Source organism: Erwinia sp. PME.40.26/001 (assembly GCF_055556675.1).
In genome coordinates this window covers 101,195-127,815 of record NZ_JBVHNP010000002.1, presented here as the reverse complement: position 1 = coordinate 127,815, position 26,621 = coordinate 101,195, and the positions used below count along the sequence as shown (strand labels likewise).

Genomic DNA, 26,621 nt, shown 5'->3' with positions numbered 1-26,621 from the left:
AGACCAGAGGTAAAGGGATCGTGGCCGGGGTCACCCCGGCCAGTGCGCGATTAGTGGCGGATACCGTTATCTTCGCCGTCGATGGCTTCGCCATCTTCACCGTCTTCGTCGTCTTCATCCTGCGCGTCCGGGTCTTCAAAGTAAGTCCCCCAGCCGTCGTAGTCGACGTTGAATTTGGCGGCCACGTCGATCAGCTGCTCAACCTGCGCGTCGATCAGCTCGGCGTTCAGGGCGCCTTCACTGAGGATATCGCAGCACATCACTTTGGTGCCGTCTTCCAGATCCAGCTCTTCCGGCTCGGTCACTTCATAGCCCAGCTTGAAGGCTTCCACGGCCGCTTTTTCCAGCGCGTCAAAGCTGTCACAGGAGAAATGATGCTCGATGGTGTACAGCGCGTCCGGATCGCTGCCGTCATCCAGCAGTTCTTCAATAATCAGCCGCGTCTCTTCACGCTGCTCTTCCAACAATGCTTCGTTAGCCATGATCTCTTCCTCATTAGGGCGTTATTTCGCGTATTTTCCCACAGTGCCCTCTGCGCCACTACCTTTAAAAACAAGTTTCTGCGCTGCGGGGTTGAAAGTGAATATTAATACGGTTAAATTGAATTTTAATTCATTCTATACCCACGATAGTTCGAGTTGTATGATGGCAGCAAACGCGTGAATCACGATGGGCTTACTCCGGTAAGCGATGCGGATGAACGAGAGCCGCTAACGCACAGACAGCTTGAAATATGGCGGGTATCCGTTACCTGGAGTGCTTTATGAGTCAGTTATATCAACGTCACTTCCTCAGGCTGCTCGATTTCACCCCTGCTGAAATCAACGGCTTGCTGGCGCTGGCGTCCACGTTGAAGACCGATAAGAAAAATGGCGAAGAGACTCCGCACCTGAAAGGGAAGAATATTGCGCTCATCTTCGAAAAAGACTCGACCCGCACCCGATGCTCTTTCGAAGTTGCCGCTTACGATCAGGGAGCGAACGTCACCTATCTGGGCCCGAGCGGCAGCCAGATCGGCCATAAAGAGTCGATGAAGGATACCGCCCGCGTGCTGGGCCGCATGTATCACGCCATTCAGTACCGCGGTCACGGCCAGGCGCTGGTTGAGTCGCTGGCCGAACATGCCGGCGTGCCGGTGTGGAACGGGCTGACCAATGAGTTTCACCCGACCCAACTGCTGGCTGACCTGCTCACCATGCAGGAGCATCTGCCGGAAAAAGCCTTCAGCCAGATGACGCTGGCCTACGTGGGCGATACCCATAACAATATGGGTAATACCCTACTGGAGGCCGCCGCGCTGACCGGTCTGGATCTGCGTCTGGTCGCGCCGAAAAGCTGCTGGCCGGATGCCGCACTGGTGGCCGAATGCCGCCAGGTTGCCGAAAAAACCGGGGCGACGATCACCCTGACTGAAGACATTGCGCAGGGTGTGAAAGGCGCGGACTTTATCTATACCGACGTCTGGGTGTCGATGGGCGAGCCGAAAGAAGTCTGGCAGGAGCGTATCGCATTGCTGCGCCCTTACCAGGTCAATATGGCTATGCTGCAGGCTACCGGCAACCCGCAGGTGAAGTTTCTGCACTGCCTGCCCGCCTTCCACGACGACCAGACCACGCTGGGTCAGCAGATGGCGCAGCAGTACGATCTGCACGGCGGGATGGAAGTGACCGACGAGGTGTTTGAATCGCCACACAGCGTGGTGTTTGATCAGGCAGAAAACCGCCTGCACACCATTAAAGCCGTGATGGTCGCCACACTGGCGCAGGGGGGATAAGTCAGGCCGGGCAAACGATTACGTTGCCGCGTTTTTCACTTGCCGCCGACCAGTGAATGCGTATAATGCTCCCCGTTTGCCGGGAGGATACATGAAACTGAGCTGCATTAATCAAGCCGTACTGACGCGCCGTTCCACAGGCGGGCAGCACCGTTTTTCCTTCCGTGGCATGACCGATCGTTAAGAAAGCCCCTCAATGAGGGGCTTTTTTTTGCCCGCATTTCAATGCTGAAACGTTGCTCTGTCGCCGTCCTGAGGCTGCCCCACCGCGCTGCACCGGGATTGATGACCCGCACAAGGAGTGGAAATGGCTAACCCCCTGTATAAAAAACACATTATTTCGATTAACGATCTCAACCGTGACGAGCTGGAACTGGTGTTGCGTACCGCAGCCAGCCTGAAAGCTAACCCACAGCCCGAGCTGCTGAAACATAACGTGATTGCCAGCTGCTTCTTTGAAGCCTCCACCCGTACCCGCCTCTCTTTTGAAACGGCGATGCACCGTCTGGGCGCGTCGATGGTCGGCTTTGCCGATGGCGGTAATACCTCGCTGGGGAAGAAAGGCGAAACCCTGGCCGATACTATCTCGGTGATCGGCACGTATGTGGACGCGATTGTGATGCGTCATCCGCAGGAGGGCGCTGCCCGTCTGGCCACTGAGTTTTCCAACGGCGTACCGGTGCTGAACGCGGGCGACGGCGCTAACCAGCACCCGACCCAGACGCTGCTTGATCTGTTTACCCTGCAGGAAACCCAGGGCCGCCTGAGCAACCTCAGCGTGGCGATGGTCGGGGACCTGAAATATGGCCGTACCGTGCATTCTCTGACCCAGGCGCTGGCGAAGTTCGAGGGCAACCGCTTCTACTTTATCGCACCGGATGCGCTGGCGATGCCAGCCTACATTACCGACATGCTCGACGAAAAAGGCATTGTCTGGACGCGCCACGACAGCATTGAAGAAGTGGTGCCGCAGGTGGACATTCTGTATATGACCCGCGTGCAGAAAGAGCGCCTCGACCCGTCGGAATACGCCAACGTCAAAGCCCAGTTTATTCTGCGCGCTGCCGACCTCGCGGGCGCACGTGAGAACATGAAAGTTCTGCATCCGCTGCCGCGCATTGACGAAATCGACACTGACGTTGACCGCACGCCGCACGCCTGGTATTTCCAGCAGGCTGGCAATGGTATCTACGCACGCCAGGCGCTTCTGGCGCTGGTACTGAACAGCGAACCGGTTCTGTAAGGGGATAAGCACATGACGCAAGATAATAAATTACAGGTTGAGGCGATCAAGCGCGGCACGGTGATTGACCATATCCCGGCGCAGGTGGGCTTTAAACTGCTGTCCCTGTTCCGCCTGACGGAAACCGACCAGCGTATTACCATCGGCCTGAACCTGCCCTCCGGTGAGCTGGGACGTAAGGATTTGATCAAGATCGAAAACACCTTCCTGACCGATGACCAGATCAACCAGCTGGCGGTCTATGCCCCGCACGCCACGGTCAACCGCATTGATGATTACAACGTGGTGGCGAAGATTGCCCCGACGCTGCCGGATCGTATTGACCGCGTGCTCACCTGCCCGAACAGCAACTGCATTAGCCGGACGGAACCCGTGTTCTCCAGCTTTGCGGTGAAGCAGCGCCAGGATGAACTGCACCTGAAATGCAAATACTGCGAGAAAGAGTTCGCGCACTATGTGGTGATGGCAAACGGCTAAAGCCGTTTGCATTTCGCCGCCCCGGTGGGCAGGATGGGCTGTCCCCTCTTATCAGACACATTCAGGAGAAATTATGTCTCGCGAAATCAGTACGGAAAACGCGCCAGCGGCTATCGGTCCTTACGTTCAGGGGGTCGATCTTGGCAGCATGATCATCACTTCAGGCCAGATCCCGGTTGATCCGAAAACCGGCGCAGTGGCAGAAGATATCGCCGCTCAGGCACGCCAGTCGCTGGAGAACGTGCAGTCCATTGTTGAAGCTGCAGGCCTGAAAGTGGGTGACATCGTCAAGACCACGGTTTTTGTGAAGGATCTGAACGACTTCGCCACGGTGAACGCCACCTATGAAGCGTTCTTCACCGAACACCAGGCCGCCTTCCCGGCGCGTTCGTGTGTGGAAGTGGCGCGTCTGCCGAAAGATGTGAAGATTGAAATCGAGGCGATTGCCGTTCGTCGTTAACCGACGCGCGACAGGAAGGGGCGATCGCCCCTTCCTGGCTATTTTCCGTAACGTAACAGCTTTTCGATTGGATAGACCAGCGCGATCACCACTTCATCCTGGGTCAGCGCCGCCTGATCCAGGCGCTGATGCATTCTGGCCACTTCGCGTGCGCCAAACGTGCGATCCTGTTCTATCGCCTCCAGTAGCGACAGGCCCATCTGACTGATCTCCTCAACCTGTTCGGCAACCGGCATCAGCGGCCGCAGCTGGGGACTTTGTGCCAGCACCGGAGCGACCTGGGGAATATTCTGCCGCCACTGCTCAAGCTGACGCCGGATGGCCAGCGCCGCCAGGCGGTTCCCCCGATTGGCAATCAGTGCGTCTACCTGACGATCCAGTTCACGCACGTTGTTGCTCTCGCTGGGCAGCACATCCGCCAGCCGGTTAAGCGGTTCGGCCTGGGTGTAATGCCCGGCCTGGTATTTCAGATGCTGGCGGGTGTAAAACTGCGCCGGCTCCAGCGCCTGGGCAAAGATTTGCAGCGCAACCGTGTCGCTGCTGTTGGCCAGGCGCATCATCTGCAGCTGCGTTTCTGCGTGCTGCTGCAACCCCACCGAAACCGCTGACCAGCTGTCTACCGCCGCCAGGCGCTGATACATGTTCTGCTCGTCAGTGACGTCCGAGGCCGACCACAGCCGCTCGGCCACCACAAATGCCCGGGGCCACAGCCGCACATCAATCACGTTCTCATCAACCATTTCACTCCACAGCGCCGCTTCCCCGCCCAGCAGATTGTTGTGCAGCTGCGCGTCATCCGGTAGTGCAGGCCGGATCCCCGCCGGGGTCTGTGCCAGCCGGCTTCCCACCGTTGGATAACGCACGTTACCAATGCGCCAGTAGCCGCTCATCGTGTCGCCGGCCAGGGTCAGCACCGGACGCAGCTCCCCCATCCAGCTGTCAACGCGGAAGGTAAACTGGGTGGGAGAGAGCCAGCGGATCTCGCGCACCATGCGGCGTGAACGCCCGTCGAAGTCGATAAAACCACGCCATCCTCCCCGCCCGTCAATCAGCGTTACGCTACCTTTCAGCGGATTGCCCTTCAGCCGGGGCAGCGTAAACTGCCAGCTCTGAGCCACCTCCCCCTCGCCGATACGGTCGGCATCGTTCAGCCCCTGCGGCCAGACTTCGTTGCGGTAGTGAAAAGCGGCAGGCTGCGCCTGATCGAGGTAGAAACCGGTAGAGAGGATGCTGCGGTAGTTATTCTTTGCCGCTTCGCCCAGCGCATCCTGGCCGCGCCAGGACTGGATCAGGATGCTGCGCGGCAGATCGGGGTGATAGATCTCATCCCAGCCAGCCATGCGCCGCTGGTGTTTTTCCAGGATCGCCTCCACGCGCTGATTAAAGTACGCCTGCAGCGCGTGGCTGTCCTTTAGCCCTTTCTGCTGCATAAACTCCCGGATCGACGCCGACGCGTTCCACTGGCTGGCATCAACTTCATCCCCGCCAATATGCAGGTACGGATCCGGGAAAATCGCCGCCACCTCCCCCACCAGCGTATCAATAAACTGATAAACCTGTTCGCGGGTCGGGTCGAGCAGCGGTTTGAACACCCCCCAGCCGCGCTCCATCTGATATGGCCCCGGGGCCGACATCAGCTCGGGCATCGCCACCGCCAGCGCAGAGGCGTGGCCGGGGAAGTCGATCTCCGGCACAACGCGCACGCCCCGGCTGGCCGCATAGCTGACGATCTCGCGCATCTGCTGCTGGCTGTACCACAGACCGTCGCTGGCTTTCTCCTGCAACTGGGGATAGTGGGTCGAGGCAAAGCGCCAGCCCTGGTCATCGGTCAGGTGCCAGTGAAAGACGTTCATTTTCGCCGCCGCGATACCGTCAATCTGGCGCTTAAGGGTGTCAATGGGTAAAAAGTGGCGGGCAGAGTCGATCAGGATGCCACGCCAGGGAAAGCGCGGAGCGTCGTTAATGGTGACCAGGGGAACGGTGCCGTTGTGAACCAGCTGCAGCAGCGTTTCCATGCCGCGCATTGCGCCAAAACGGGTAGCGGCCTCAAGCACGATGCCGTCGGCGCTGACCACCAGCCGGTAGTGTTCATCGCTGTCCGGCTGGGGGATTGCCGCAACCGGCCGGGCGATGCGGATCTGCAGAGGCGTGGCGCTGGCGGAGGTCGGCAGCACCGGACTTCCCGTCTGCCGGGCCAACCGTTTCTGCCAGCGCGGCAGCGCCTCACGCAGGCTGTCACCCTGCACCTGGATCGCCAGCGGCGTGGTCAGCGTCAGCCGGCCTCCTCCTTGCGGCAGTTCCACCTGCTGCGGCCACGGCATCAGCGGCAACGCACCTGCCGGACTGGCAGAAAGCGATAACGGCAGCATCAGGGAACAGGCGAGCAGCAGGCAGCGCAGTGACCGTGGCATATCAGGGCATCCTTTTTTTGTGATGCACTCTTAAAACATAATTCGCTTGTCACATCAAGTTACACATGACGAAAGCGGTCTCTGCGCGACATTTACTCCCGTTGATGTCATAAATCGGTACACACTATGCGGAATTGGCTCTCTGTGGCTAATCTTAGGGAATAACGCTCTCAGCAACCCACTGGATATCAGGATTCAGCAATGACAAATACTCCACCCTGGTGGCAGAACGGCGTGATTTATCAGATCTACCCCAAGAGTTTTCAGGACACCACCGGCAGCGGTACTGGCGATCTGCCCGGCGTAATTCAGCGGCTGGACTATCTGCAAACGCTGGGCGTTGATGCCATCTGGCTGACGCCATTTTATCTTTCTCCGCAGGTCGATAACGGCTATGACGTGGCCAATTACACCGCCATCGATCCGCAGTTTGGCACCCTCAATGATTTCGATAATCTGGTGGAGGAAACCCACCGGCGCGGGATGCGCATTATTCTGGATATGGTGTTTAACCATACCTCTACTCAGCATCACTGGTTCCATGAGGCGCTGGATCGCGACAGCCCCTATCGCGCTTACTATATCTGGCGCGACGGCGCTCCCGGCCAGCTGCCGAATAACTGGATGTCCAAGTTTGGCGGCAGCGCCTGGCGCTGGCACCCGGAAAGCAGTCAGTACTATATGCATCTGTGGGCACCGGAGCAGGCCGAGCTGAACTGGGAAAATGACAGTGTCCGCGCCGAGCTGAAGCAGGTGGTCAATTTCTGGGCCGACCGGGGCATCGACGGCCTGCGCCTGGATGTGATCAACCTGGTGTCCAAGCAGCAGGATTTTGCCGATGATCCGGGGGGGGATGGGCTGCGGCTGTATACCGATGGTCCGCGTATTCACGAATTTATGCAGGAGATGAGCCGCGAAGTGTTTATTCCGCGTCAGCTGGTGACCGTAGGCGAAATGTCCTCCGCCACGCTGGAGCACTGCCAGCGTTACGGGGCGCTGAGTGGCGAGGAGCTGTCGATGGTGTTCAGCTTCGATCATGTGGAGGTCGATTTTTATCAGGGCCAGAAGTGGACGCTGACGCCGCTCAATCTGGTGGCACTGAAGGAGATATTTACCCACTGGCAGCAGGGGATGCACAACCAGGCGTGGAATGCGCTGTTCTGGTGTAATCATGACCAGCCACGGGTTGTGTCGCGCTGGGGGGATGAGTTTAACTATCGGGTCGAATCCGCCAAGCTGCTGGCCCTGGCCCTGCACGGCATGCAGGGCACCCCCTATATATTCCAGGGGGAAGAGCTGGGAATGACCAATCCGCACTTCACCCGCATTATCGATTACCGCGATATTGAAAGTCACAACATGTACGCGGAGCTGCGTTCTCAGGGCCGCGACAGCGATAACCTGCTGGCGATCCTCGCCAGTAAATCCCGCGATAACGGCCGCACGCCGATGCAGTGGGACGACAGTGAGAACGGCGGATTTACCCAGGGCACACCGTGGATCGGCATGGGCGACAATGTGAGCACCGTGAATGCGGCCGCCGCGCTGGCAGACCCGGACTCCGTCTTTTACTGCTATCAAAAGCTGATCGCGCTGCGTAAACACTACGACATCCTGACCCACGGGGACTACCTTGACCTGCTGCCCGACCATCCGCGCCTGTGGTGTTACTGCCGCCGGATAGCGGGGGAAACGCTGGTGGTGGCGACCAACTTCAGTGGTGAAACGCAGGTCTGGCATCCCCCGGCTTATAGCGGCCACTGGGAAGTGTTAATCAGCAACTATCCGGATACGCACGTCACGCCGGGTGAAGTGATGCTGCGTCCCTGGGAGGCGGTGTGGTGGTATCAGAACACCCTGCGGTAGGGGCCGATCGTTTGTTCCGGCCGGCCCGCATCCTGGTTACGAAAACAGCGCAGTAAGATCGTCCGGGCTGAACTGGGCCGGTTCGCTCAGTTCATCATCCAGGATCTCACCGGCCAGATCGGCTTTTTGCTGCTGCATGGCGACGATCTTCTCTTCAATGGTGTTGGCGGCAATCAGCTTGTAGACAAACACCGGTTTATCCTGCCCGAGCCGGTAAGCCCGATCGGTGGCCTGATTTTCTGCCGCCGGGTTCCACCAGGGATCGTAGTGGATCACGGTGTCTGCCGCCGTCAGGTTCAGACCGACGCCCCCGGCCTTCAGGCTGATCAGAAACACTGGCACCTCTCCCTCCTGAAAACGGCGCACGGGTTCGTTGCGATCGCGCGTACTGCCGGTCAGCATCACGTAGGGAATACGTGCTTTCTGTAACTCTTCCGCGATAATGCCGAGCATGGTGGTGAACTGCGAGAAGATCAGAATGCGCCGATCCTCTGCCAGCAGGTCATGCAGCATCTCGCGCAGCAGCGCCAGCTTGGCGGACTGTTTGACCCGTTCGGCACGCGGGTCAGACATCAGGCGTGGATCGCAGCAGATCTGCCGTAATTTCAGCAACGCATCCAGCACCAGCAGATGGCTGCGCCCCGGCCCCTGCTGCTGCATCGCCAGCTGCACCCGATCCTGCATGGCTTCCCGTACCTGGTCGTACAGATCCCGCTGTGCGCCGTCCAGCGGTACGCTGCGGACAATGGTGTTTTTCGGCGGCAGCTCTTTGGCGACTTCCTGCTTGCGGCGGCGCAGCATAAACGGCCGCACGCGTTTTGCCAGCAGGTCGCGCCGTACTTTGTCACCGTTGCGCTCGACCGGGATACGCCAGTTCTGGGTGAAGTCGCGCTCGCTGCCCAGGAAGCCCGGCAGGAGAAAATCAAACTGCGACCACAGCTCGCCAAGATGGTTTTCCAGCGGTGTCCCGGTCAGGCACAGGCGATGGCGCGTCTTCAGAGTGCGGATCACCGAGGCGGCACGCGAAGCGCTGTTCTTCACGTACTGCGCTTCATCAAGGATCAGCATATGGTAGAAGTGTGCCACCAGCTGAGGCTGATCGCGCCACAGCAGCGAATAGGTGGTGATCACCACATCGTACTGCTCCAGCTGGTCGTAAAAATCTTTGCGCTGCGGCCCGGTCAGGGCCAGCACGCGCAGACCGGGCGCAAAGCGCCGGGCCTCGCAGCACCAGTTATGCACCAGGGTGGTCGGCACCACGATTAACGCCGGACGATCCAGCCGCCCGGCCTCTTTTTCCAGCAGCAGATGCGCCAGCGTCTGGATGGTTTTTCCCAGCCCCATATCATCGGCCAGTACGCCCGCCAGCTGATGCTGACGCAGGAACTGCATCCAGTTCACCCCCTGCTGCTGATAGTCACGCAGGGTCGCCTGCAATCCGGCAGGGGGGGCAATGGCCTGAATGCCGCTGTTGCCACTCAGCCGTTCGGCCAGCTGGTGAACGGCATTATCACCGTCAAAAATCCAGCGGCTGCGATCGTCCGACTGACTGAGCCGCCCGATGTCCCACGCTGCCAGCCTGAGCGGCTGCGCGGTGTCAAACAGATCGATCAGGTTGCCCACCAGCGGCTTAAGCTGAGCGGCGCGGAACAGCAGGCGCTGATTTTTATCATCGCGCAGTTCAATCTGTTCATCGTCTGCGATCAGGCTGAGATTGCCTGACGTCCAGCGGCGGTCATGCTCGAACAGCTTTGCCAGCAGCGGCTCCAGCCGCACGCGACGGCGGCCAATCTTCATCGCCAGCTCCAGATCGAACCAGCCATCATCCCCCTGGATCGCGCGCCCTTCTATCGCATCCACCTCGGAGACATTCCAGGTAAAATCATCATCCATGCTGATGCGCCAGCCGCGTTTGCGCAGCGCCGGCAGGCCTTTTTTAATAAAGTCGCGCCACTGCGGCGGCGTTGCCGGGGCAAAAATAGCCGGGGGCAGCGGTGCGGGGGTGTAGATATGCCCGGCGGGAATGGCGTTCAGCCCGGCCGAGTCAATCTGAGCCAGCCAGGACTGCTCTTCTTCCGTATGACGCTGAACGTGATAACGCAGTCCCGAACGATCACTGAAGCTCTCCGCACGGCTGCCGGCATCCACGCTGACCCCGGCGTAATCAAAGCTGACGGAGGCAAAGTCGAGGCGTTTTTGTCGGTGGCCGTAATGGCCGTAGCCGCTGATAAATTTGGCCCGTGACTGCAGTTGCAGCACCGGAACGGGCGTCGCGCGGATCGTGTCGAGCACCACCGTGACGTCCTGCTGGCGCGGCTGAAGATTAGCCAGCATCAGCGCCGCAACGTGCTTACAGTTATTCTTTACCGCACAGCTGCACTCACCGCTGGCAAGCAGGCGGCCCTGAGGGCGGCTGAAATGCACCATCACGCTGAACGGTTCCGCTTTACGGCCCGGAACCTCACCGGTTAACAGGTTATTCTGCCACTGAACATTCTGTACGCTGGCGACCAGATCGCGCGCGCGCGCAACGGTTCGCGAGCCGAGCCAGCGAATGACCTGTTTTTCGTTATAAGCGACGGACGACATCGGGCAATATCCCTGAGTAACCAGAGCAAAAGAGGGTTCGCTCCACAGCAACCGACAATAGTAGTAATTCCTCAGGGTTGAATGCAACCATCACCGCACGTATGAGCGGCAAAAAATAGCGCTGCGTTCAGAAAGGCAGCAGGGCGAGTCACCTGACAGGGTGTTGGCAGATATTTTTATACATGTCGATGACACACAAAGCCGCTTCCTTTAAGGCTGTCGAATTGACTGCGGGCCGGGGTAGAATGTAAGTATAGAAATTTGCGCCTTCGACGGGATTGCCAATAGCATAAATATTCTTCTGACTTATTTTTTTCCTGTTGATGACATGATGCTGTCTGTCAATATCAATACCACCCGCGCGAAACCCTCCATTATCATAGGGCCTGATCACTCCTTCCATCAGCAGATTATGGTATAGCAAAGAATTGTCTCTAATGGGTGAAAAAGACGGGATATGAGCTTTCACCAGAACATCCCCAAATGTGACACTATTTTCGTAAAGAAATGTGCTGTTCAATGCGAAACAATTACTCTCGTTTTGGCAAACTAATTGGGGCCTCGGTCCTGCGCCCAGTGTCACTACACCGCCTTCCAGCAAAGCCAGTAACTCTTTATTGCGTCTCAAAGGAGGCCCCACGGAAATCCGGTTGAATATAGGACAAAACTCGTGCAGAAACTGACGATGCGATTGCGGGGTCAGCCCACCGTAGTTAACGGCATAGCGAATAATATCACGGGTATCTCTGATAACATCAGCAGCAGCTTTTAAACCACCATAAACATTACCTTTTTCAGCTTCAGCGATATCAGCTTTCAGAAATACCTTAAACCAATTTCGATACGATTTCAGGTTTGGAAAAATTAAATTATGATGAGGGTAGAAGAGTTGATTTATTGCATCACGTTCATATTGGCCAGCATGATAGTCTTCAGCATCCAGCCATTCATCTTGCTGGACACACCTGTAGACATAACTCATCTCCTTAGTTAACAACGGCAGCAGGTCGGTGACAAAATCAATTTTCCCCTCAGGCGTTTTCGTACGTAACCGATCAATAGCCCCCCTAGTGAAGAAATGAGGTAAATACTGTCCGCTGGATCCTTTCTGATTAACACCGCGACTTCCAGCAGGTAAGGCCTGGCGTGAGTAGATATAAATATCAGGCTCATTGCCAGACGGATGGTAGATCAGCCTGCCGTCACAATCACTAAACTGACCACCCCAGCCACAAGTCAAGTTGGAAATAATATCGTAAGTTGTTAAACCAATACCTTCTATCAATACTTTATTGGCAGAACTAATTTTACTGTAGTTGTTGAGATCGTAAGGCCTTGAAATATAGCGTAACGCTGTGTTTTGGCGTGATTTTTCAGATACAAAGCGCTGAATTTTTTCTTCATCTTCTGTAGGAAATTCATCACCATGCCCTGTTGAAAGAAAAAGATAGTCTACTTTCAATTTAAAGCCTGTGTCTATTTTTATTTTAATTTTATGATTAGAAAATGTACTTATTTGCACAGCTTGCCCATGGATTTCTTGAACCGTAATTTCTTGAGGAAGATCATGTATAATACTCAAATAAACATAATGAAGGTAATTACCCAACATTTTCCTGGGAAGGTAGTCGTCTGGTAATATTAATTTTTCTTGCTTTCGGTCTGAAAAAAAACCATCTGGATTTATAGCATCCTGTGTGCATGCCCACTGCCAGAAGTCGGGGCCTTTACGGATTTTCCCCGCGTCAGTCAAGGTGTCATCTCCAAACATAGTAATCTGACATGCAACCGTATTGGCCAAAAAATAATCTGGCTGTTCAGGGCGATGAACGCCAAACCCCAATTTATCTTTATCAATCAGCCATATCTTAATCTCTTTACCCTGACAATACGAAGAATAGAGCGTAATTATCCTTTCTAATACACTGATACCTCGAGAGCCGCACCCAATAATAGCTATGTTTATTTTTTCCATCTGCCCCCCCTGTTAACCGTTACGAATAATCAGACAAGAACATCCCTCTTATTTTTTCACTCAAAGTGCGGATTTTATTTTTCGCATTAATACTACAATAAATGCTTAAATGAACAAATTAAGGCTTTAAAAAAAATATAACCCTAATCACACTTATCGTTACCTCGCTATCGTTTATCTTCGTGCTAATTTATTTTCCATCAATGATGGGTCAGGGAATTGCAGGTATGTTGCATAAAACCAAAAAAGCCCTTGTGCGCAAAGATATCCGGATAGCTTTCTATGGCGTATTACTACTTGCGCTGGGGGTCGGACTCAGTCGTTTCCTTTACACGCCGATGTTACCCGCCATGTTGGGAGAGCATATTTTCACGTTCCCACAACTTGCATGGCTGGCGAGTGCCAACTATGCCGGATATCTGGTGGGGAGTCTGGTATTTTCTTGGAGTGGTTTTCACCGCCCCCATTCGCAACATATGGTGTTTATTTTTGCGACGCTCTCCGTTGTTCTGCTCTTCGCGATGTGGGGCGTCACTCAGATTAGCCTTGCCCTGGCCGTGCGCTTTCTGGCTGGGGTGGCCAGTGCGGCATTAATGATCTTTGGTTCAGTGACGGTCCTGCACCACACCAATAATCACCGGGTGACAGCGTCCTTGTTTTCAGGGGTTGGCGTCGGGATTTTACTCGGCAATGAATGTGTGAATGTGGGCATCAGCCACCACTTAACCTCTTATGATCTCTGGTTCGGTGCGGGCCTGGTGGGCCTGGTCCTGCTGATTCTGCTGGTTATCCTTTCCCCCAAAGCCATTGCGTTCACGCCGGAGTCACAACAGACACAGGTGCGAAAAAGCGCCGTGGTGAGCTGGTGGCAACTGATCATTATTTATGGCCTGGCCGGCTTCGGCTATATTATTGTCGCCACCTTTCTGCCGCTCATCTCCCATCAGCTTTCAGACAGCACGATCTCTCAACACCTCTGGTCGCTGGTCGGGCTGGCCATTATTCCCGGCTGTTTTTTCTGGCTGCTGATGGAATATCGATTTGGCATCACGCTTTCCCTGATGTTTAATCTTATCCTGCAGGCGATCTGCGTACTGCTCTCACTGAATGGCCATTCACCTTTACTCCTGATCCTCTGCTGCCTCGGATTTGGCTTCACTTTTATGGGTACCACCGCACTGGTGATGCCGTTGGCGAAGAAACTGCCGGTTCCTTCCGGTATCAATTTGATGGCGCTGGTGACGTTCACCTATGGTGTCGGCCAGGTTTGCGGGCCACTGATGACAGGATGGTTCCACGGCCACGCGGATCCGTTGAGGATGTCGATCATTATCGGCGCCCTGGCGCTGTTTATCGCCGCGTTGCTCTGCCTGAAACGTTCAACCGTTATCTGAGGGGGGCTGCGGGAAAGATTTTCCACTCTTAAGTTCCATGCGGTAAATCAATAAAACCACCATTATTCTCCGCACAAACACTACATATAGCGCTTACTATAGCCACCGAAACCTACATATAGTTTTCTTCCTTCAGGAGAGCAGCGGTGGCAACTCAGGTAATCAAGCGGGACGGCTGTCAGGTCGCCTTCGATCCAACACGTATTGAGGCAGCGATTCGTGCTGCCGCACAGGCAGCCAGCATTGACGATAATGACTACTGCGCCACCGCCGCCAGCCAGATCAGCGCCCTGCTGACCGCCCGTCCCCGGGTGGATATTGCCGAGGTGCAGCTCGCGGTGGAAAACCAGCTGATGGCGGGATGTTACCCCCAGCTGGCACGCAGCTACATTGAGTATCGTCACGATCGCGACGTCGCCCGCGAGCTGCGTGGTCGTCTGAATCATGAGATCCGTGGTCTGGTTGAGCAGAGCAATCCCGCGCTGCTGAATGAAAATGCCAATAAAGACAGTAAAGTGATCCCGACCCAGCGCGACCTGCTGGCCGGTATTGTGGCTAAACACTATGCCCGTCAGCATATGCTGCCGCGTGATGTGGTCAGCGCCCATGAACGCGGTGAGATCCACTATCACGATCTCGACTACTCTCCGTTCTTTCCGATGTTCAACTGCATGCTGATCGACCTGCGCGGCATGCTGACGCACGGCTTCAAGATGGGCAATGCGGAGATCGAACCGCCGAAGTCGATCTCTACCGCCACCGCCGTCACCGCCCAGATCATCGCGCAGGTTGCCAGCCATATTTACGGCGGGACCACGATTAACCGTATTGACGAGGTGCTGGCACCGTTTGTTGAAGCCAGCCTGGAGAAGCACCGCGCGACCGCACTGCAGTGGCAGATTGCGGATGCTGAAGCCTATGCGCATTCGCGCACTGAAAAAGAGTGTTATGACGCTTTCCAGTCACTGGAATACGAGGTCAACACCCTGCACACCGCCAATGGCCAGACGCCCTTTGTCACCTTCGGTTTTGGCCTGGGTACCCGTTGGTCGGCGCGTCTGGTTCAGCAGTCGATCCTGCGTAACCGTATTGCCGGCTTGGGGAAAAACCATAAAACGGCGGTGTTCCCGAAGCTGGTGTTTGCCATTAAAGCCGGTCTGAACCAGGCGGCGGGCGAGCCTAACTACGACATCAAACAGCTGGCGCTGGAGTGCGCCAGTAAACGTATGTACCCGGATATCCTCAATTACGACCAGGTGGTGAAAGTCACCGGTTCATTTAAAACGCCAATGGGCTGCCGCAGTTTCCTCGGGGTCTATGAGGAGAACGGCGAACAGATCCACGATGGCCGGAACAATATCGGCGTGATCAGCCTGAACCTGCCGCGTATTGCGCTGGAGTCGGAGGGGGATGAGAGGCGCTTCTGGGTTCTGCTTGAGCAGCGCCTGCTGCTGGCGAAAAAAGCGCTGATGACACGTATCGCCAGGCTGGAAAATGTCAAAGCCCGCGTTGCGCCGATCCTCTATATGGAAGGTGCCTGCGGGGTACGCCTGAAGGCCGATGAGCCGGTGGCCTCGATCTTCCGCAACGGCAGAGCCTCCATTTCTTTGGGCTACATCGGCATTCACGAAACGCTGAACGCCCTGAGTGGCGGCAGCGTGCATCCTTATGACGATGAACAACTGCGGGCGAAAGGGCTGCAGATTGTCGCCCGGCTGCGTGAGGCCGTGGAAGCCTGGAAAGAGGAGACCGGCTACGGCTTCAGCCTGTATAGCACCCCCAGCGAAAATCTGTGCGATCGCTTCTGCCGCCTTGATGCCGCCGAGTTTGGTGTGGTGCCGGGTGTGACGGATAAGGGCTATTACACCAACAGCTTCCACCTTGACGTGGAGAAGAAGGTGAACCCATACGATAAAATCGACTTTGAGGCGGGCTACCCGCCGTTAGCCAACGGCGGTTTTATCTGTTACGGCGAATATCCTAATATTCAGCACAACCTGAAGGCGCTGGAAGACGTCTGGGATTACAGCTACAGCCGGGTGCCTTATTACGGTACCAATACGCCGATTGACGAATGCTATGAGTGCGGCTTTACTGGCGAATTCGACTGCACCAGCAAAGGCTTCACCTGCCCGAAATGCGGTAACCACGACAGCACCCGCGTTTCCGTCACCCGTCGGGTATGCGGCTATCTTGGCAGCCCGGATGCCCGCCCCTTTAACGCCGGGAAGCAGGAAGAGGTAAAACGTCGGGTTAAACATCTGCACAACGGCCAGCTGGGATGAACATCCATCAGTACTACCCGGTGGACATCGTTAACGGCCCCGGCACGCGCTGCACGCTGTTTGTGTCTGGCTGCGTGCATGAATGCCCGGGCTGCTATAACAAAAGTACCTGGCGGGTAAACTCCGGGGTGCCGTTTACGCTGGAAATGGAAGAACGGCTGATTGCCGATCTCAACGACACGCGCATTCCGCGCCAGGGGTTGTCGCTGTCCGGCGGCGATCCCCTGCATCCGGCTAATCTCGCCGATGTCGGACGGCTGTTACGCCGGGTGCGCCGTGACTGTGCGGGAAAGGATATCTGGATGTGGACCGGCTATCGGCGGGAGGAGCTGGACGCGCAGCAGCAGCGGGTGGTCGCAGAGGTTAACGTACTGATTGACGGGAAATATATCCAGGCGCTCAGAGATCCGGCGCTGCGCTGGCGCGGCAGCAGCAACCAGGTCATTCATCAGCTGCGCTGAGATCAGTCAGCAATAAAGTGCGGGATAAACCTTGAACTGTCTTTGGTGATTGGCCCGTTATCCTCACGAATACCGATACCCGCGGCGCTGTCACCCACAATCCAGCTGCCGATCAGCGTATGGTCATGCCCGAACCGGGGTAACGGCGCACTGGCCTGCCAGATACGGGGTTCATCCGCGTATTCGCCGGGTTCACTGGCCAGCCGTTGCCGGCCATCGCGATCGGCATACATCGTGATGTTCGCCCCTTCGCGCGAGAACAATGGTTTACTGACAAAACCGCGCCACTGAGCGCCCATTTCTTCTGCTAAGCGCCAGCCCGGTTTATCCACTTCCCCGGCAAACCAGGCAGGCAGCAGGTTAGGATGCCCGCGATGCCAGCGCCACAGCAGCGGTAAGATGCCCTTGTTACTGAGCACGGTTTTCCACAGGGGTTCAATCCAGCGTTCGCGGCCCTTGCGCAGTAGCGGACCGTAATCATCACGCAGCATCCACTCCAGCGGGTAAAGCTTGAATGCCTGTTCAATCACCCGGTCGTGCAAGTCCGTGAGCACGCCCCCCACGCCCATGCCCACTTCTTCCAGATAGAGAAAGCGCGTTTCAAGGCCTGCCTGTCTGGCGCAATCTTCAAGATACTGCACCGTGCCGCGATCTTCCGCCGATCCCTGACAGCAGCAAAAATAGAGCGGGTGCTGATTGCGCCAGAGCCCCAGCCGGGCGATCAGCTTTTCCTGCAGGGAATTGAACTGATCGGCATGATGGGGGACCGGCCCCCTGCCCGCGACATCGGTCAGCCACTGCCACTGAAAAAACGCGGCTTCATACAGAGACGTGGGCGTATCGGCATTGTATTCCAGCAGCTTAACCGGCCCCTGCCCTCCCCAGCTGAAGTCCATCCGGCCATAGAGTGAGGGTTCGCGGCGCTGCCAGCTGCGGGCAATGGCCTCCCAGTAGAGGGGCGGGATCGCCAGTGCTGTCAGCAGCTCTTCATCGCCGGTAACGCGATCGACCAAATCGAGGCACATCTGATGCAGCTCTTCCGTTGGCCCCTCAATATCCTGCTCGATCTGACGCAGGGTAAAGCGATAGGCCCGGGTTTCATCCCAGTACACCTCATCATCAATGATATGGAAGTTAAAACCGTAGCGGGCGGCAATAGCGGGAAGATCGCGCCGGGGCGTGCAGGCGATACGTATCATCTTCAGCCCCCTGAACGATGATATGAACTGCCGCCAAACCCGCCGCGTGAGACCGTGCGCCCACTGAACTTGTGGGAGTCAGTATCAGCAGAGGAACGCGTCCAGCGTGCTTCACTGCCCGGCGTCCTCAGCGTCTCACGATCGTTCGGGTCACGATAGAAGGCGCGCCCACCACCGTAGTAACCGCCACCGGAAGAGGAACTCCCCTGGACGTCTTCCTGCGGGCGCTTACCCATAGTGAAACCCGCCAGCCGGGGCAGAAAACGGTGTGTTGCCAGGCTGTAATGACAGTTTCCGAGGCCATAATAGCTCTGACAGGCATAACTGTTATCAAACCCCTGTGAACTGGCATCCAGCTGTTGCTGGGCGGCCTGCTCCTGCACCTCACAGGCCCGGAGGGAATAGCCTGCCTGCGTACACTCATTGCTGCTGGAAAAGATGGTCTGCTCTTCCCCCTTATCCTGGCAGCTGTGGAGGAGTGCCATACCGGTGCCGCCCATAATAACCAGCGTCAGCCATGACGTGGATTTACGCGGCGCGTCATTCAGGGCTGCGCCTTGCGAGAAGGACTTAAATTCCCCCGACTTTTGACCGCCCGAACGTGAGCGGCGACGTTTCTTTTTCAAGGTTACTGCTTCCCTGCCTGAAAAGTTTTAGTAGGTCATACAGGCTGCATTAATGATCCCTCCGCCAAGGGAGACCCCGCCGAGAAATAAGCCAACAGCCAGATGGTTATCTTCAATATGCTGGCTGATTTTCGGCAGATAAATACGCGCCAGACCAAACACCAGTAATTGTACGACCAGCGCGACTGCACCCCATAAAACATAATCGAGTAAATTGATGGAGTTAATCGCCACGCTGGCCAGCGGGATAATATAACCTAATAGCGCACCAATGAAACCCAGTGCCGCCGCCAGATTATTCTCTTTAATCAGACGCCATTCGTTATGGGGGGTAATGCGGGTGTAGATAAACAGAAATATCAGCACCATTGCACAACTGGTGAAAAAATAGGAGCCGAAAGCGAGTAACAGATGCAGCGTAGCCATGGGTTCGTCCTGAAGGTGATGGGCAGAGTGAGAATTCATCATAAGGGGCGGTACTGGCAAACGCCAGCAGGCTGCATTTTCTTTACCTTTGTGTGCGCCCTCTTTTCCCAAAAAATCAGTAACCTGTGAATTGAAAAGCCACACCGGGTTGATTTTCAGCATCATTGAACCACACTTATTCCGTTCTCAACGAAAGCTCACAGGAGGAAATATGAGCAAGAAGATTGCGGTGCTGATGACCGATGAATTTGAAGACTCAGAATTTACTTCCCCCGCCGAGGCTTACCGAAATGCCGGCCACGAGGTGATTACCATTGAGACTGAGGCGGGTAAAACCCTGACCGGGAAACAGGGTAAAGCCAGCGTGAAGGTCGATAAAAGTATCGATGACGTTCATCCGGCTGAATTTGATGCCCTGCTGCTGCCGGGCGGTCACTCCCCGGATACGCTGCGCGGTGACGACCGGTTTGTTGAATTTACTAAAGCTTTTGTGGCCCTGGGTAAACCCGTTTTTGCCATCTGCCACGGCCAGCAGCTGCTGATTAGCGCCAATGCGGTACGCGGGCGTAAAATGACCACGGTGAAACCGGTGGTGATTGACCTGAAAAATGCCGGTGCCGATTTTTACGATGAAGAGGTTGTAGTCGACAACGATCGCCTGGTCACCAGCCGCACGCCGGACGATCTGCCCGCCTTTAACCGTGAATCCCTGCGTATTCTGAACGCCGCCTGATCGTCACCCTGGCCAGCTGCGGCTGGCCTTGCCCCCCTTAAGATCCCGCCCAATATGCGCTAAAGTAGCCTCCTCCTTCTTTGTGTGGATTGGGACGCTTTATGTATTCTGCTGCAACTGCCGGCTGGCAACTTTATATTGTGCGTACCGCCAGTGGGATGCTGTACACCGGCATCACGAATGACGTGGCACGACGCTTTGCGCAGCACCAGAGCGGTAAAGGCGCGAAGGCATTACGGGGTAAGGGGCCGCTTGAGCTGCTGTTTCACTGTGAGGCAGGGGATCGATCGCTGGCGTCAAAGCTGGAATATCAGGTAAAACAGCTAAAAAAGCCGCAAAAAATAAGGCTGGTTGAACACCAGCCTGTGTCACTTGTTCAGTGGCTTGCGGCGCTCAGAAACGCGTAAACGGCGCAGAGAATTCGATGCGGCCTTCCACGCCGTTAAAGGCATCATCTGCCAGCTTATAAACCTGGAAAGTCGCTTCAGTGCCTTCCCAGCGACAGTCCAGCTGGTGGCGCGCAGCCGGCTCAAACCCATAAGGCCCGAAGTAAGCGGGATCGCCCAGCACCACCACGGCGGCATAGCCGAACTCATTGAGCGTATCCAGCCCTTCATAGACAAGCTGCTTACCGATGCCCTGCCGGCGGACGCATTCATCGACCGCCAGCGGCGCTAATCCCACCCACTGACGATCTTCATCGTTCAGCGTGACCGGGCTGAACGCCGCATAGCCCAGCACCTGGCCCTCATCATCCGTGGCCACCACGCCGAGAGTTAACAATCCGTCTTCACGGAGTTGCTGCACCAGCTCCGCCTCAGCAGAGGTGGGGAAACTGCGGCGCAGCAGGCTGTCGATGCTGGCAGCATCGATACCAATTTCGGAACGAATTAACATGAGACACCTGCGCGATCCGCCGGGGAAATCGCGTCCTTTTTCAGTCCGGCTTCAATAAAGTCAGCCAGTTGCATTAGTCCGATGCGTAACGGCCTCGGCATGGATTCCAGATCGATCGCATCCATCAGGTTTTTCACTTCCAGACCCAGCTCTGTATCACCTTCAATCAGCAGACGACGTTGAAAAAACAGGGTATCCGGGTCCTGTCTGCGGGCGGCGATCAGCACCAGATCGTTGGCATTGCCACGAAACCAGACATCGGCTTCCGCGCGTTCGGCTACCTGAAGTTTGCCCTGCTGCAGCGTCACTGACCAGCACAGTTCGAGATCGCTAACCTCGATTCCCAGCCAGCGCCCTTCCAGGAAATCCAGCTCACCTTCCTCCAGCGCCTGCTGAAACTGCCAGCGTAGCAATACCTGCAGTAGCGGTTTCTTCACGGCAAACGGGGTAAACCGCAGTGGAAGGCGCAGCAATTGCGGTCCGTGGCGGACACAGTGGCTGCGTAGCGGGTTCAACACCATTATCACTCCTTACGAATAAATTTCAGCTATTTTGCCACAACAGCAAAATGCGTCTGACGGCTGGATCAACAAAGTGTGCGAACTATACGAGTTTTATCAGGGATCACGAACCCCATCAATACGCCATTAGCTGCCTTAAATCAAAATTTGTCGCCGCTTTCCTCACTAAACTCATCAACTCTTCTGATTAGTTGGATCGACCCCTATGGAACTTCTCTGCCCGGCCGGAAACCTACCGGCGCTGAAGGCGGCCATCGATAACGGTGCCGATGCGGTGTATATCGGCCTGAAAGATGAAACCAATGCCCGCCACTTTGCGGGCCTGAACTTCACCGACAAACGCCTGCAGGAAGCAGCACGCTACGTTCATCAGCGTAAACGCAAACTGCATGTGGCGATCAACACCTTTGCCCATCCTGATGGCTATGTGCGTTGGCAGCGCGCCGTCGATATGGCCGCACATGCCGGTGCTGATGCTTTAATCCTGGCAGATATTGCCATGCTGGCGTACGCCGCAGAAAAATATCCCCATATTGAACGTCATGTTTCGGTACAAGCCTCCGCGACAAATGCGGCTGCCGTTCGCTTTTACCAGCGTAACTTCGATGTATCACGCGTGGTATTGCCGCGAGTGCTATCGATGCATCAGGTTCGCCAGCTGGCCCGCGATACCACCGTCCCACTGGAGGTCTTTGCCTTCGGCAGTCTGTGCATTATGGCAGAGGGCCGCTGCTACCTCTCTTCTTACCTGACGGGCGAATCCCCCAATACGGTCGGCGCCTGCTCACCGGCCCGTTTTGTTCGCTGGCAGCAGACCCCGGCCGGGCTGGAATCCCGGCTGAATGAGGTGCTGATCGATCGCTATGACGCGGGAGAAAATGCCGGATACCCGACGCTGTGCAAAGGCCGTTATAAGGTCGACAAGGCCCATTATCATGTCCTCGAAGAGCCCACGAGCCTCAATACGCTGGCGCTGCTGCCTGAGCTGATGGCAGCGAATATCGTCTCGGTTAAAATTGAAGGGCGTCAGCGCAGCCCCGCCTATGTTGAACAGGTGGCACGTATCTGGCGTCAGGCCATTGATCGCTGTCACGCTGACCCGCAGAACTTTACCGCACAGCCCCAGTGGATGGCGGCGCTCAGTGCGCTGAGTGAAGGCACACAAACCACGCTCGGTGCGTATCACCGGCAGTGGCAGTAGGAGGCAGGATGAAATATTCACTGGGACCAGTACTGTGGTACTGGCCAAAAGAGACGCTGAACGCTTTTTATCAGTCGGCCGCCGACAGTGATGCTGACATTGTCTACCTGGGAGAGTCGGTGTGCAGTAAACGCCGCGCCACGAAAACCAGCGACTGGCTGAGTATGGCCAGGCAGCTGGCTGATGCCGGGAAGCAGGTGGTGCTCAGTACGCTGGCGCTGGTGCAGTCTCCTTCGGAACTGACCGAGCTGAAGCGCTATGTGGATAACGGCGAATTTCTGATCGAAGCCAATGATGTCGGTGCCGTGACGCTGGCCAGCGAAGCCGGTATCCCCTTCGTCGCCGGGCCTGCGCTTAATGTCTATAATGCTGTCGCACTGAAACTGTTGCTGGACATGGGAATGATGCGCTGGTGCATGCCGGTGGAACTGTCGCGAGACTGGCTGATGCAGTTGATCACTCAGTGTGAAGAACTGGGCATCCGCCAGCGGTTTGAGGTTGAAGTGTTGAGCTATGGTCATCTGCCGCTGGCCCTGTCAGCCCGCTGCTTTACCGCACGTTCAGAAAATCGCAGCAAGGATGAATGTCAGACCTGCTGTATTGACTATCCCCAGGGACGCCGTGTACATACCCAGGAGGATCAGCAGGTGTTTGTTCTGAACGGCATTCAGACCATGAGCGGCAGCTGCTACAACCTGGGTAACGACCTGCCCTCCATGCAGGGACTGGTCGATATTGTGCGCCTTTCACCGCAGGATGCAGGAACACTGTCGGTGATCACCCAGTTCCGCGCTAACGAAGCAGGCCAGATGCCGCTGAAGAGGGATCACCACGCAGACTGTAACGGCTACTGGCGACGGGTAGCAGGGCTGGAGCTGGTCAGTTAAATCACGCTCGCGCCGATCCTGGCGGGGAGGATTTCCGCCGGGATAAATCCCGCTATTATAATAACGGTGGATCAGCCGCCCCGCGGCACCGTTAATTTCAGGAGTGCTGCGAACGGACAACAATACGGACAGCAAATGCCTTAATCTGTCTCTTTTGTACCTGGCGCAGCGTCGGCCGTTAGACAAAGTGAGCAACTATGCCTGATAAAAAAAATGTACCGCTTTCGGTACTGGATCTCGCCCCCATTCCTCAGGGTGCATCGGCGCGCGATGCGTTTCACGCATCACTCTCTCTGGCAAAGCAGTCTGAGACTCTTGGCTTTCACCGCTACTGGCTGGCAGAGCACCACAACATGTCCGGGATTGCCAGCGCGGCCACCTCGGTGCTGATTGGGTATCTGGCAGCGAATACGCAAACCCTGCGCCTGGGTTCGGGCGGGGTGATGCTGCCCAATCATTCCCCGCTGGTGATTGCCGAACAGTTCGGTACCCTGGAGTCGCTCTACCCAGGCCGTATCGATCTGGGTCTGGGCCGCGCACCGGGTTCCGATCAGCGCACCATGCTGGCGCTGCGCCGCCACATGGCGGGACATGTCGATAATTTCCCGTCCGATGTCAGTGAACTCATCCGCTGGTTCGATCACACAGGCGAAGAGATGCCGGTGGTACAGCCGGTGCCTGGAACCGGCCTGAAAATCCCGGTCTGGCTGCTAGGATCCAGCCTGTACAGCGCGCAGCTGGCGGCACAGATGGGCCTGCCGTTTGCCTTCGCTTCCCACTTCGCCCCCGATATGTTGCTACAGGCGCTGCATTTATACCGCGAGCACTTTAAACCCTCTGCGCGGCTGGATAAACCCTATGCGATGGTGTGTGTCAACGTGATCGCCGCTGACAGCGATCGCGATGCGCGCTTCCTGTTTACCTCCATGCAGCAGCAGTTTATCAATCTGCGCCGCGGCAAACCGGGTCCGCTGCCCGCACCAGTGGATAACATGGACAACCTGTGGTCACCGTCAGAACAGTACGGCGTGCAGCAGGCGCTGAGCATGTCGGTGGTGGGTGATAAAGATAAAGTCCGTCAGGGGCTGGCGGCGCTGATGCGTGAAACCCAGGCGGATGAAGTGATGGTCAACGGGCAGATTTTTGATACTCAGGCGCGGCTCTACTCGTTTGAGCTGGCCATGCAGGCCCGTAACGCTTTGTAACCCTGACAGCAGGGCAAAAAAAAACCAGCCCGAAGGCTGGTTTTTTTATGGGGCATCAGTGGTTACGCGTCACGACGACGGGTAGGTGCTGCGCCGCCTTCAGTGCGCGGGCCACGTGAAGGGCCACCCGGACGACGTTCACCGCTACGGTCATTGCTGAAGCGACGACCGCCTTCAGCACCACCGCGTGGGGCTCCACCTTCACGGCCAGCGCCAGCGCCAAAGCCACCGCGTGCAGGGCCGCCCGGACGACGTTCGCCGCCACGGTCGTTGCTGCGTGGCTGTGCATCACCAATCAGCTGCATATTCATCGGTTTGTTCAGAATACGCGTGCGGGTGAAGTGTGACAGAACTTCGCCCGGCATGCCTTTTGGCAGTTCGATAGTGGAGTGCGTACCGAACAGCTTGATGTTACCGATGTAGCGGCTGCTGATGTCGCCTTCGTTAGCGATAGCGCCAACGATGTGACGCACTTCAACACCGTCATCACGGCCTACTTCAATGCGGTACACTTCCATATCACCGACGTCACGACGTTCACGACGTGGACGATCGCCTTCTGCGCGGGGTTCACGTGGTTCACGTGGGCCACGATCCGGACGATCGCTGCGGCCGGCCTGGCGGTCATCACGATCGCGGAACTGGCTGCGCGGACGCTGTGGCGCATCAGCAGGAACGATCAGTGGACGTTCGCCCTGAGCCATTTTCAGCAGTGCTGCGGCCAGCGTTTCGATGTCCAGCTCTTCTTCTGGCTGCATTTTAGCCAGCAGAGCACGGTACTGCTCCAGATCGCTGCTTTCCAGCTGCTGCTGAACTTTAGCAGCAAACTTCGCCAGACGACGCTCACCCAGCAGCTCTGCGTTTGGCAGCTCTACTTCAGGAATGGTCAGCTTCATGGTGCGTTCAATGTTACGCAGCAGACGACGCTCGCGGTTCTCAACGAACAGCAGAGCACGGCCGGCACGACCTGCACGACCGGTACGGCCGATACGGTGAACGTAAGATTCTGCGTCCATCGGGATGTCATAGTTAACCACCAGGCTGATACGCTCAACGTCCAGGCCACGGGCCGCAACGTCGGTGGCGATCAGGATGTCCAGACGACCGTCTTTCAGACGCTCCAGGGTCTGCTCACGCAGTGCCTGGTTCATATCACCGTTCAGTGCAGCACTGTTGTAACCGCTGCGCTCCAGCGCTTCAGCCACTTCCAGCGTTGCGTTTTTAGTCCGCACGAAGATGATCGCAGCATCAAAGTCTTCTGATTCCAGGAAGCGGGTCAGTGCATCCGTTTTACGGCCGTACGCAGTCCAGTAGCTCTGGCTGATGTCCGGACGGGTGGTCATGCTTGACTGGATACGCACTTCCTGCGGATCTTTCATAAAGCGCTTGGTGATACGACGGATCGCTTCTGGCATGGTCGCAGAGAACAGAGCAGTCTGATGATTGTCCGGGATCTGCGCCATAATAGTTTCAACGTCTTCGATGAAGCCCATACGCAGCATTTCATCGGCTTCGTCCAGCACCAGGCCGCGCAGGTTAGACAGATCTAACGTGCCGCGTTTCAGGTGGTCAAGCAGACGACCAGGCGTACCCACAACAACCTGTGGTCCCTGGCGCAGAGCGCGCAGCTGCACGTCATAACGCTGGCCGCCGTAAAGGGCTACCACGTTCAGGCCGCGCATATGTTTAGCGAATTCAGTCATCGCTTCTGCAACCTGCACCGCCAGTTCGCGGGTCGGTGCCAGCACCAGGATCTGAGGTGCTTTTACGGTTGGGTCAATGTTATGTAATAACGGCAGCGAGAAGGCTGCAGTTTTGCCACTCCCGGTCTGCGCCATACCCAGCACGTCACGGCCCGCCAGCAGATGAGGAATACACTCAAGCTGGATTGGGGAAGGCTTCACGTAGCCCATGCCGGTCAGTGATTCGAGGAGGTCGGCGTTCAGGCCAAGGTCAGCAAAAGTAGTTTGGATATCAGTCATGTAGTACAC

The 26,621-nt window shown here is 56.5% G+C and carries 23 protein-coding genes; 13 read left to right on the top strand and 10 right to left on the bottom strand.

What is annotated here, in order from left to right:
- Positions 1–50 precede the first annotated feature (50 nt).
- Complete coding sequence (rraB, locus tag ACZ3HG_RS08125; protein ID WP_062744429.1) at positions 51–482, bottom strand: ribonuclease E inhibitor RraB; 432 nt, start codon at positions 480–482, stop codon at positions 51–53.
- A 281-nt stretch (positions 483–763) separates the two neighbouring features.
- Between rraB and argF the strand changes: the two genes are divergently transcribed.
- From argF to ridA, 4 genes are all read left to right on the top strand, one after another.
- Entirely contained in the window at positions 764–1,774 is a 1,011-nt protein-coding gene (argF, locus tag ACZ3HG_RS08120) for an ornithine carbamoyltransferase (protein ID WP_191937070.1), read from the top strand.
- Positions 1,775–2,081: 307 nt separating this feature from the next.
- Positions 2,082–3,017 carry an aspartate carbamoyltransferase gene (gene pyrB / locus ACZ3HG_RS08115; protein WP_465332644.1) on the top strand — a complete coding sequence of 312 codons (936 nt, stop codon included), beginning with the start codon at positions 2,082–2,084 and terminating at the stop codon, positions 3,015–3,017.
- A 12-nt stretch (positions 3,018–3,029) separates the two neighbouring features.
- Positions 3,030–3,494: an aspartate carbamoyltransferase regulatory subunit gene (gene pyrI, locus ACZ3HG_RS08110; RefSeq protein ID WP_191935053.1), complete on the top strand. Its 465-nt coding sequence runs from the start codon at positions 3,030–3,032 to the stop codon at positions 3,492–3,494.
- Between the two features lie 73 nt (positions 3,495–3,567).
- Entirely contained in the window at positions 3,568–3,954 is a 387-nt protein-coding gene (gene ridA / locus ACZ3HG_RS08105) for a 2-iminobutanoate/2-iminopropanoate deaminase (RefSeq protein ID WP_465332643.1), read from the top strand.
- Between the two features lie 38 nt (positions 3,955–3,992).
- On the opposite strand, the gene ACZ3HG_RS08100 is transcribed toward ridA, so the two are convergent.
- Positions 3,993–6,365 carry a beta-N-acetylhexosaminidase gene (locus ACZ3HG_RS08100; protein WP_465332642.1) on the bottom strand — a complete coding sequence of 791 codons (2,373 nt, stop codon included), beginning with the start codon at positions 6,363–6,365 and terminating at the stop codon, positions 3,993–3,995.
- 201 nt (positions 6,366–6,566) lie between these two features.
- On the opposite strand from ACZ3HG_RS08100, the gene treC reads away from it, so the two are divergent.
- On the top strand, positions 6,567–8,231 hold the full coding sequence (gene treC, locus ACZ3HG_RS08095; RefSeq protein ID WP_191937068.1) for an alpha,alpha-phosphotrehalase: 1,665 nt from the start codon (positions 6,567–6,569) through the stop codon (positions 8,229–8,231).
- 36 nt (positions 8,232–8,267) lie between these two features.
- On the opposite strand, the gene ACZ3HG_RS08090 is transcribed toward treC, so the two are convergent.
- Entirely contained in the window at positions 8,268–10,820 is a 2,553-nt protein-coding gene (locus ACZ3HG_RS08090) for a DEAD/DEAH box helicase (RefSeq protein WP_465332641.1), read from the bottom strand.
- 148 nt (positions 10,821–10,968) lie between these two features.
- On the bottom strand, positions 10,969–12,795 hold the full coding sequence (locus ACZ3HG_RS08085; RefSeq protein ID WP_465332640.1) for an FAD/NAD(P)-binding protein: 1,827 nt from the start codon (positions 12,793–12,795) through the stop codon (positions 10,969–10,971).
- 227 nt (positions 12,796–13,022) lie between these two features.
- Between ACZ3HG_RS08085 and ACZ3HG_RS08080 the strand changes: the two genes are divergently transcribed.
- The 3 genes from ACZ3HG_RS08080 (at position 13,023) to nrdG (ending at position 16,935) form a co-directional block, all read left to right on the top strand.
- Positions 13,023–14,189: a YbfB/YjiJ family MFS transporter gene (locus ACZ3HG_RS08080; protein ID WP_465332639.1), complete on the top strand. Its 1,167-nt coding sequence runs from the start codon at positions 13,023–13,025 to the stop codon at positions 14,187–14,189.
- 146 nt (positions 14,190–14,335) lie between these two features.
- Positions 14,336–16,474, top strand: a complete 2,139-nt coding sequence (gene nrdD / locus ACZ3HG_RS08075; protein WP_191935048.1) for an anaerobic ribonucleoside-triphosphate reductase — start codon at positions 14,336–14,338, stop codon at positions 16,472–16,474.
- Positions 16,471–16,935: an anaerobic ribonucleoside-triphosphate reductase-activating protein gene (gene nrdG, locus ACZ3HG_RS08070; RefSeq protein WP_191937067.1), complete on the top strand. Its 465-nt coding sequence runs from the start codon at positions 16,471–16,473 to the stop codon at positions 16,933–16,935. Before nrdD ends, nrdG begins: the two co-directional genes overlap by 4 nt.
- A 2-nt stretch (positions 16,936–16,937) precedes the next feature.
- On the opposite strand, the gene ACZ3HG_RS08065 is transcribed toward nrdG, so the two are convergent.
- From ACZ3HG_RS08065 to ACZ3HG_RS08055, 3 genes are read right to left on the bottom strand one after another with little or no spacing between them, the layout of a single operon-like run.
- The gene (locus ACZ3HG_RS08065) at positions 16,938–18,134 is read right to left on the bottom strand and encodes a glutathionylspermidine synthase family protein (RefSeq protein ID WP_191935046.1); all 1,197 of its coding nucleotides are present in this window, start codon (positions 18,132–18,134) and stop codon (positions 16,938–16,940) included.
- Positions 18,135–18,136: 2 nt separating this feature from the next.
- Positions 18,137–18,760, bottom strand: coding sequence for a DUF1190 domain-containing protein (locus tag ACZ3HG_RS08060; protein ID WP_465332638.1), 624 nt, complete (start codon positions 18,758–18,760; stop codon positions 18,137–18,139).
- Positions 18,761–18,787: 27 nt separating this feature from the next.
- Complete coding sequence (locus tag ACZ3HG_RS08055) at positions 18,788–19,186, bottom strand: DUF350 domain-containing protein (RefSeq protein ID WP_191935044.1); 399 nt, start codon at positions 19,184–19,186, stop codon at positions 18,788–18,790.
- A 211-nt stretch (positions 19,187–19,397) separates the two neighbouring features.
- On the opposite strand from ACZ3HG_RS08055, the gene ACZ3HG_RS08050 reads away from it, so the two are divergent.
- Together ACZ3HG_RS08050 and ACZ3HG_RS08045 are read left to right on the top strand one after the other, a co-directional pair.
- A complete protein-coding gene (locus ACZ3HG_RS08050; protein ID WP_191935043.1) occupies positions 19,398–19,919 on the top strand; it encodes a type 1 glutamine amidotransferase domain-containing protein in 522 nt (173 codons plus the stop codon).
- Between the two features lie 101 nt (positions 19,920–20,020).
- Entirely contained in the window at positions 20,021–20,326 is a 306-nt protein-coding gene (locus tag ACZ3HG_RS08045; RefSeq protein WP_191935042.1) for a GIY-YIG nuclease family protein, read from the top strand.
- Here the strand turns inward: ACZ3HG_RS08045 and ACZ3HG_RS08040 are convergent.
- Positions 20,313–20,816, bottom strand: a complete 504-nt coding sequence (locus tag ACZ3HG_RS08040) for a GNAT family N-acetyltransferase (RefSeq protein WP_191935041.1) — start codon at positions 20,814–20,816, stop codon at positions 20,313–20,315. The genes ACZ3HG_RS08045 and ACZ3HG_RS08040 overlap by 14 nt on opposite strands.
- The gene (gene ubiT / locus ACZ3HG_RS08035) at positions 20,810–21,334 is read right to left on the bottom strand and encodes a ubiquinone anaerobic biosynthesis accessory factor UbiT (RefSeq protein ID WP_423244848.1); all 525 of its coding nucleotides are present in this window, start codon (positions 21,332–21,334) and stop codon (positions 20,810–20,812) included. Before ubiT ends, ACZ3HG_RS08040 begins: the two co-directional genes overlap by 7 nt.
- Before the next feature lie 208 nt (positions 21,335–21,542).
- On the opposite strand from ubiT, the gene ubiU reads away from it, so the two are divergent.
- From ubiU to ACZ3HG_RS08020, 3 genes are all read left to right on the top strand, one after another.
- Positions 21,543–22,538, top strand: a complete 996-nt coding sequence (gene ubiU / locus ACZ3HG_RS08030) for a ubiquinone anaerobic biosynthesis protein UbiU (RefSeq protein ID WP_191935039.1) — start codon at positions 21,543–21,545, stop codon at positions 22,536–22,538.
- 8 nt (positions 22,539–22,546) lie between these two features.
- On the top strand, positions 22,547–23,425 hold the full coding sequence (locus ACZ3HG_RS08025; RefSeq protein WP_191935038.1) for a U32 family peptidase: 879 nt from the start codon (positions 22,547–22,549) through the stop codon (positions 23,423–23,425).
- Between the two features lie 197 nt (positions 23,426–23,622).
- On the top strand, positions 23,623–24,630 hold the full coding sequence (locus ACZ3HG_RS08020; RefSeq protein ID WP_191935037.1) for a luciferase-like monooxygenase: 1,008 nt from the start codon (positions 23,623–23,625) through the stop codon (positions 24,628–24,630).
- Positions 24,631–24,692: 62 nt separating this feature from the next.
- Here ACZ3HG_RS08020 and ACZ3HG_RS08015 read toward each other — a convergent pair whose 3' ends face one another.
- Positions 24,693–26,612, bottom strand: coding sequence for a DEAD/DEAH family ATP-dependent RNA helicase (locus tag ACZ3HG_RS08015; RefSeq protein WP_465332637.1), 1,920 nt, complete (start codon positions 26,610–26,612; stop codon positions 24,693–24,695).
- Positions 26,613–26,621 lie beyond the last annotated feature (9 nt).

Bases quoted from the DNA above. Each gene is read 5' to 3' on its own strand.
- rraB (WP_062744429.1), bottom strand. From the start codon at position 482: ATGGCTAACGAAGCATTGTTGGAAGAGCAGCGTGAAGAGACGCGGCTG.
- argF (WP_191937070.1), top strand. From the start codon at position 764: ATGAGTCAGTTATATCAACGTCACTTCCTCAGGCTGCTCGATTTCACC.
- pyrB (WP_465332644.1), top strand. From the start codon at position 2,082: ATGGCTAACCCCCTGTATAAAAAACACATTATTTCGATTAACGATCTC.
- pyrI (WP_191935053.1), top strand. From the start codon at position 3,030: ATGACGCAAGATAATAAATTACAGGTTGAGGCGATCAAGCGCGGCACG.
- ridA (WP_465332643.1), top strand. From the start codon at position 3,568: ATGTCTCGCGAAATCAGTACGGAAAACGCGCCAGCGGCTATCGGTCCT.
- ACZ3HG_RS08100 (WP_465332642.1), bottom strand. From the start codon at position 6,365: ATGCCACGGTCACTGCGCTGCCTGCTGCTCGCCTGTTCCCTGATGCTG.
- treC (WP_191937068.1), top strand. From the start codon at position 6,567: ATGACAAATACTCCACCCTGGTGGCAGAACGGCGTGATTTATCAGATC.
- ACZ3HG_RS08090 (WP_465332641.1), bottom strand. From the start codon at position 10,820: ATGTCGTCCGTCGCTTATAACGAAAAACAGGTCATTCGCTGGCTCGGC.
- ACZ3HG_RS08085 (WP_465332640.1), bottom strand. From the start codon at position 12,795: ATGGAAAAAATAAACATAGCTATTATTGGGTGCGGCTCTCGAGGTATC.
- ACZ3HG_RS08080 (WP_465332639.1), top strand. From the start codon at position 13,023: ATGTTGCATAAAACCAAAAAAGCCCTTGTGCGCAAAGATATCCGGATA.
- nrdG (WP_191937067.1), top strand. From the start codon at position 16,471: ATGAACATCCATCAGTACTACCCGGTGGACATCGTTAACGGCCCCGGC.
- ACZ3HG_RS08065 (WP_191935046.1), bottom strand. From the start codon at position 18,134: ATGATACGTATCGCCTGCACGCCCCGGCGCGATCTTCCCGCTATTGCC.
- ACZ3HG_RS08055 (WP_191935044.1), bottom strand. From the start codon at position 19,186: ATGGCTACGCTGCATCTGTTACTCGCTTTCGGCTCCTATTTTTTCACC.
- ACZ3HG_RS08050 (WP_191935043.1), top strand. From the start codon at position 19,398: ATGAGCAAGAAGATTGCGGTGCTGATGACCGATGAATTTGAAGACTCA.
- ACZ3HG_RS08045 (WP_191935042.1), top strand. From the start codon at position 20,021: ATGTATTCTGCTGCAACTGCCGGCTGGCAACTTTATATTGTGCGTACC.
- ACZ3HG_RS08040 (WP_191935041.1), bottom strand. From the start codon at position 20,816: ATGTTAATTCGTTCCGAAATTGGTATCGATGCTGCCAGCATCGACAGC.
- ubiU (WP_191935039.1), top strand. From the start codon at position 21,543: ATGGAACTTCTCTGCCCGGCCGGAAACCTACCGGCGCTGAAGGCGGCC.
- ACZ3HG_RS08025 (WP_191935038.1), top strand. From the start codon at position 22,547: ATGAAATATTCACTGGGACCAGTACTGTGGTACTGGCCAAAAGAGACG.
- ACZ3HG_RS08020 (WP_191935037.1), top strand. From the start codon at position 23,623: ATGCCTGATAAAAAAAATGTACCGCTTTCGGTACTGGATCTCGCCCCC.
- ACZ3HG_RS08015 (WP_465332637.1), bottom strand. From the start codon at position 26,612: ATGACTGATATCCAAACTACTTTTGCTGACCTTGGCCTGAACGCCGAC.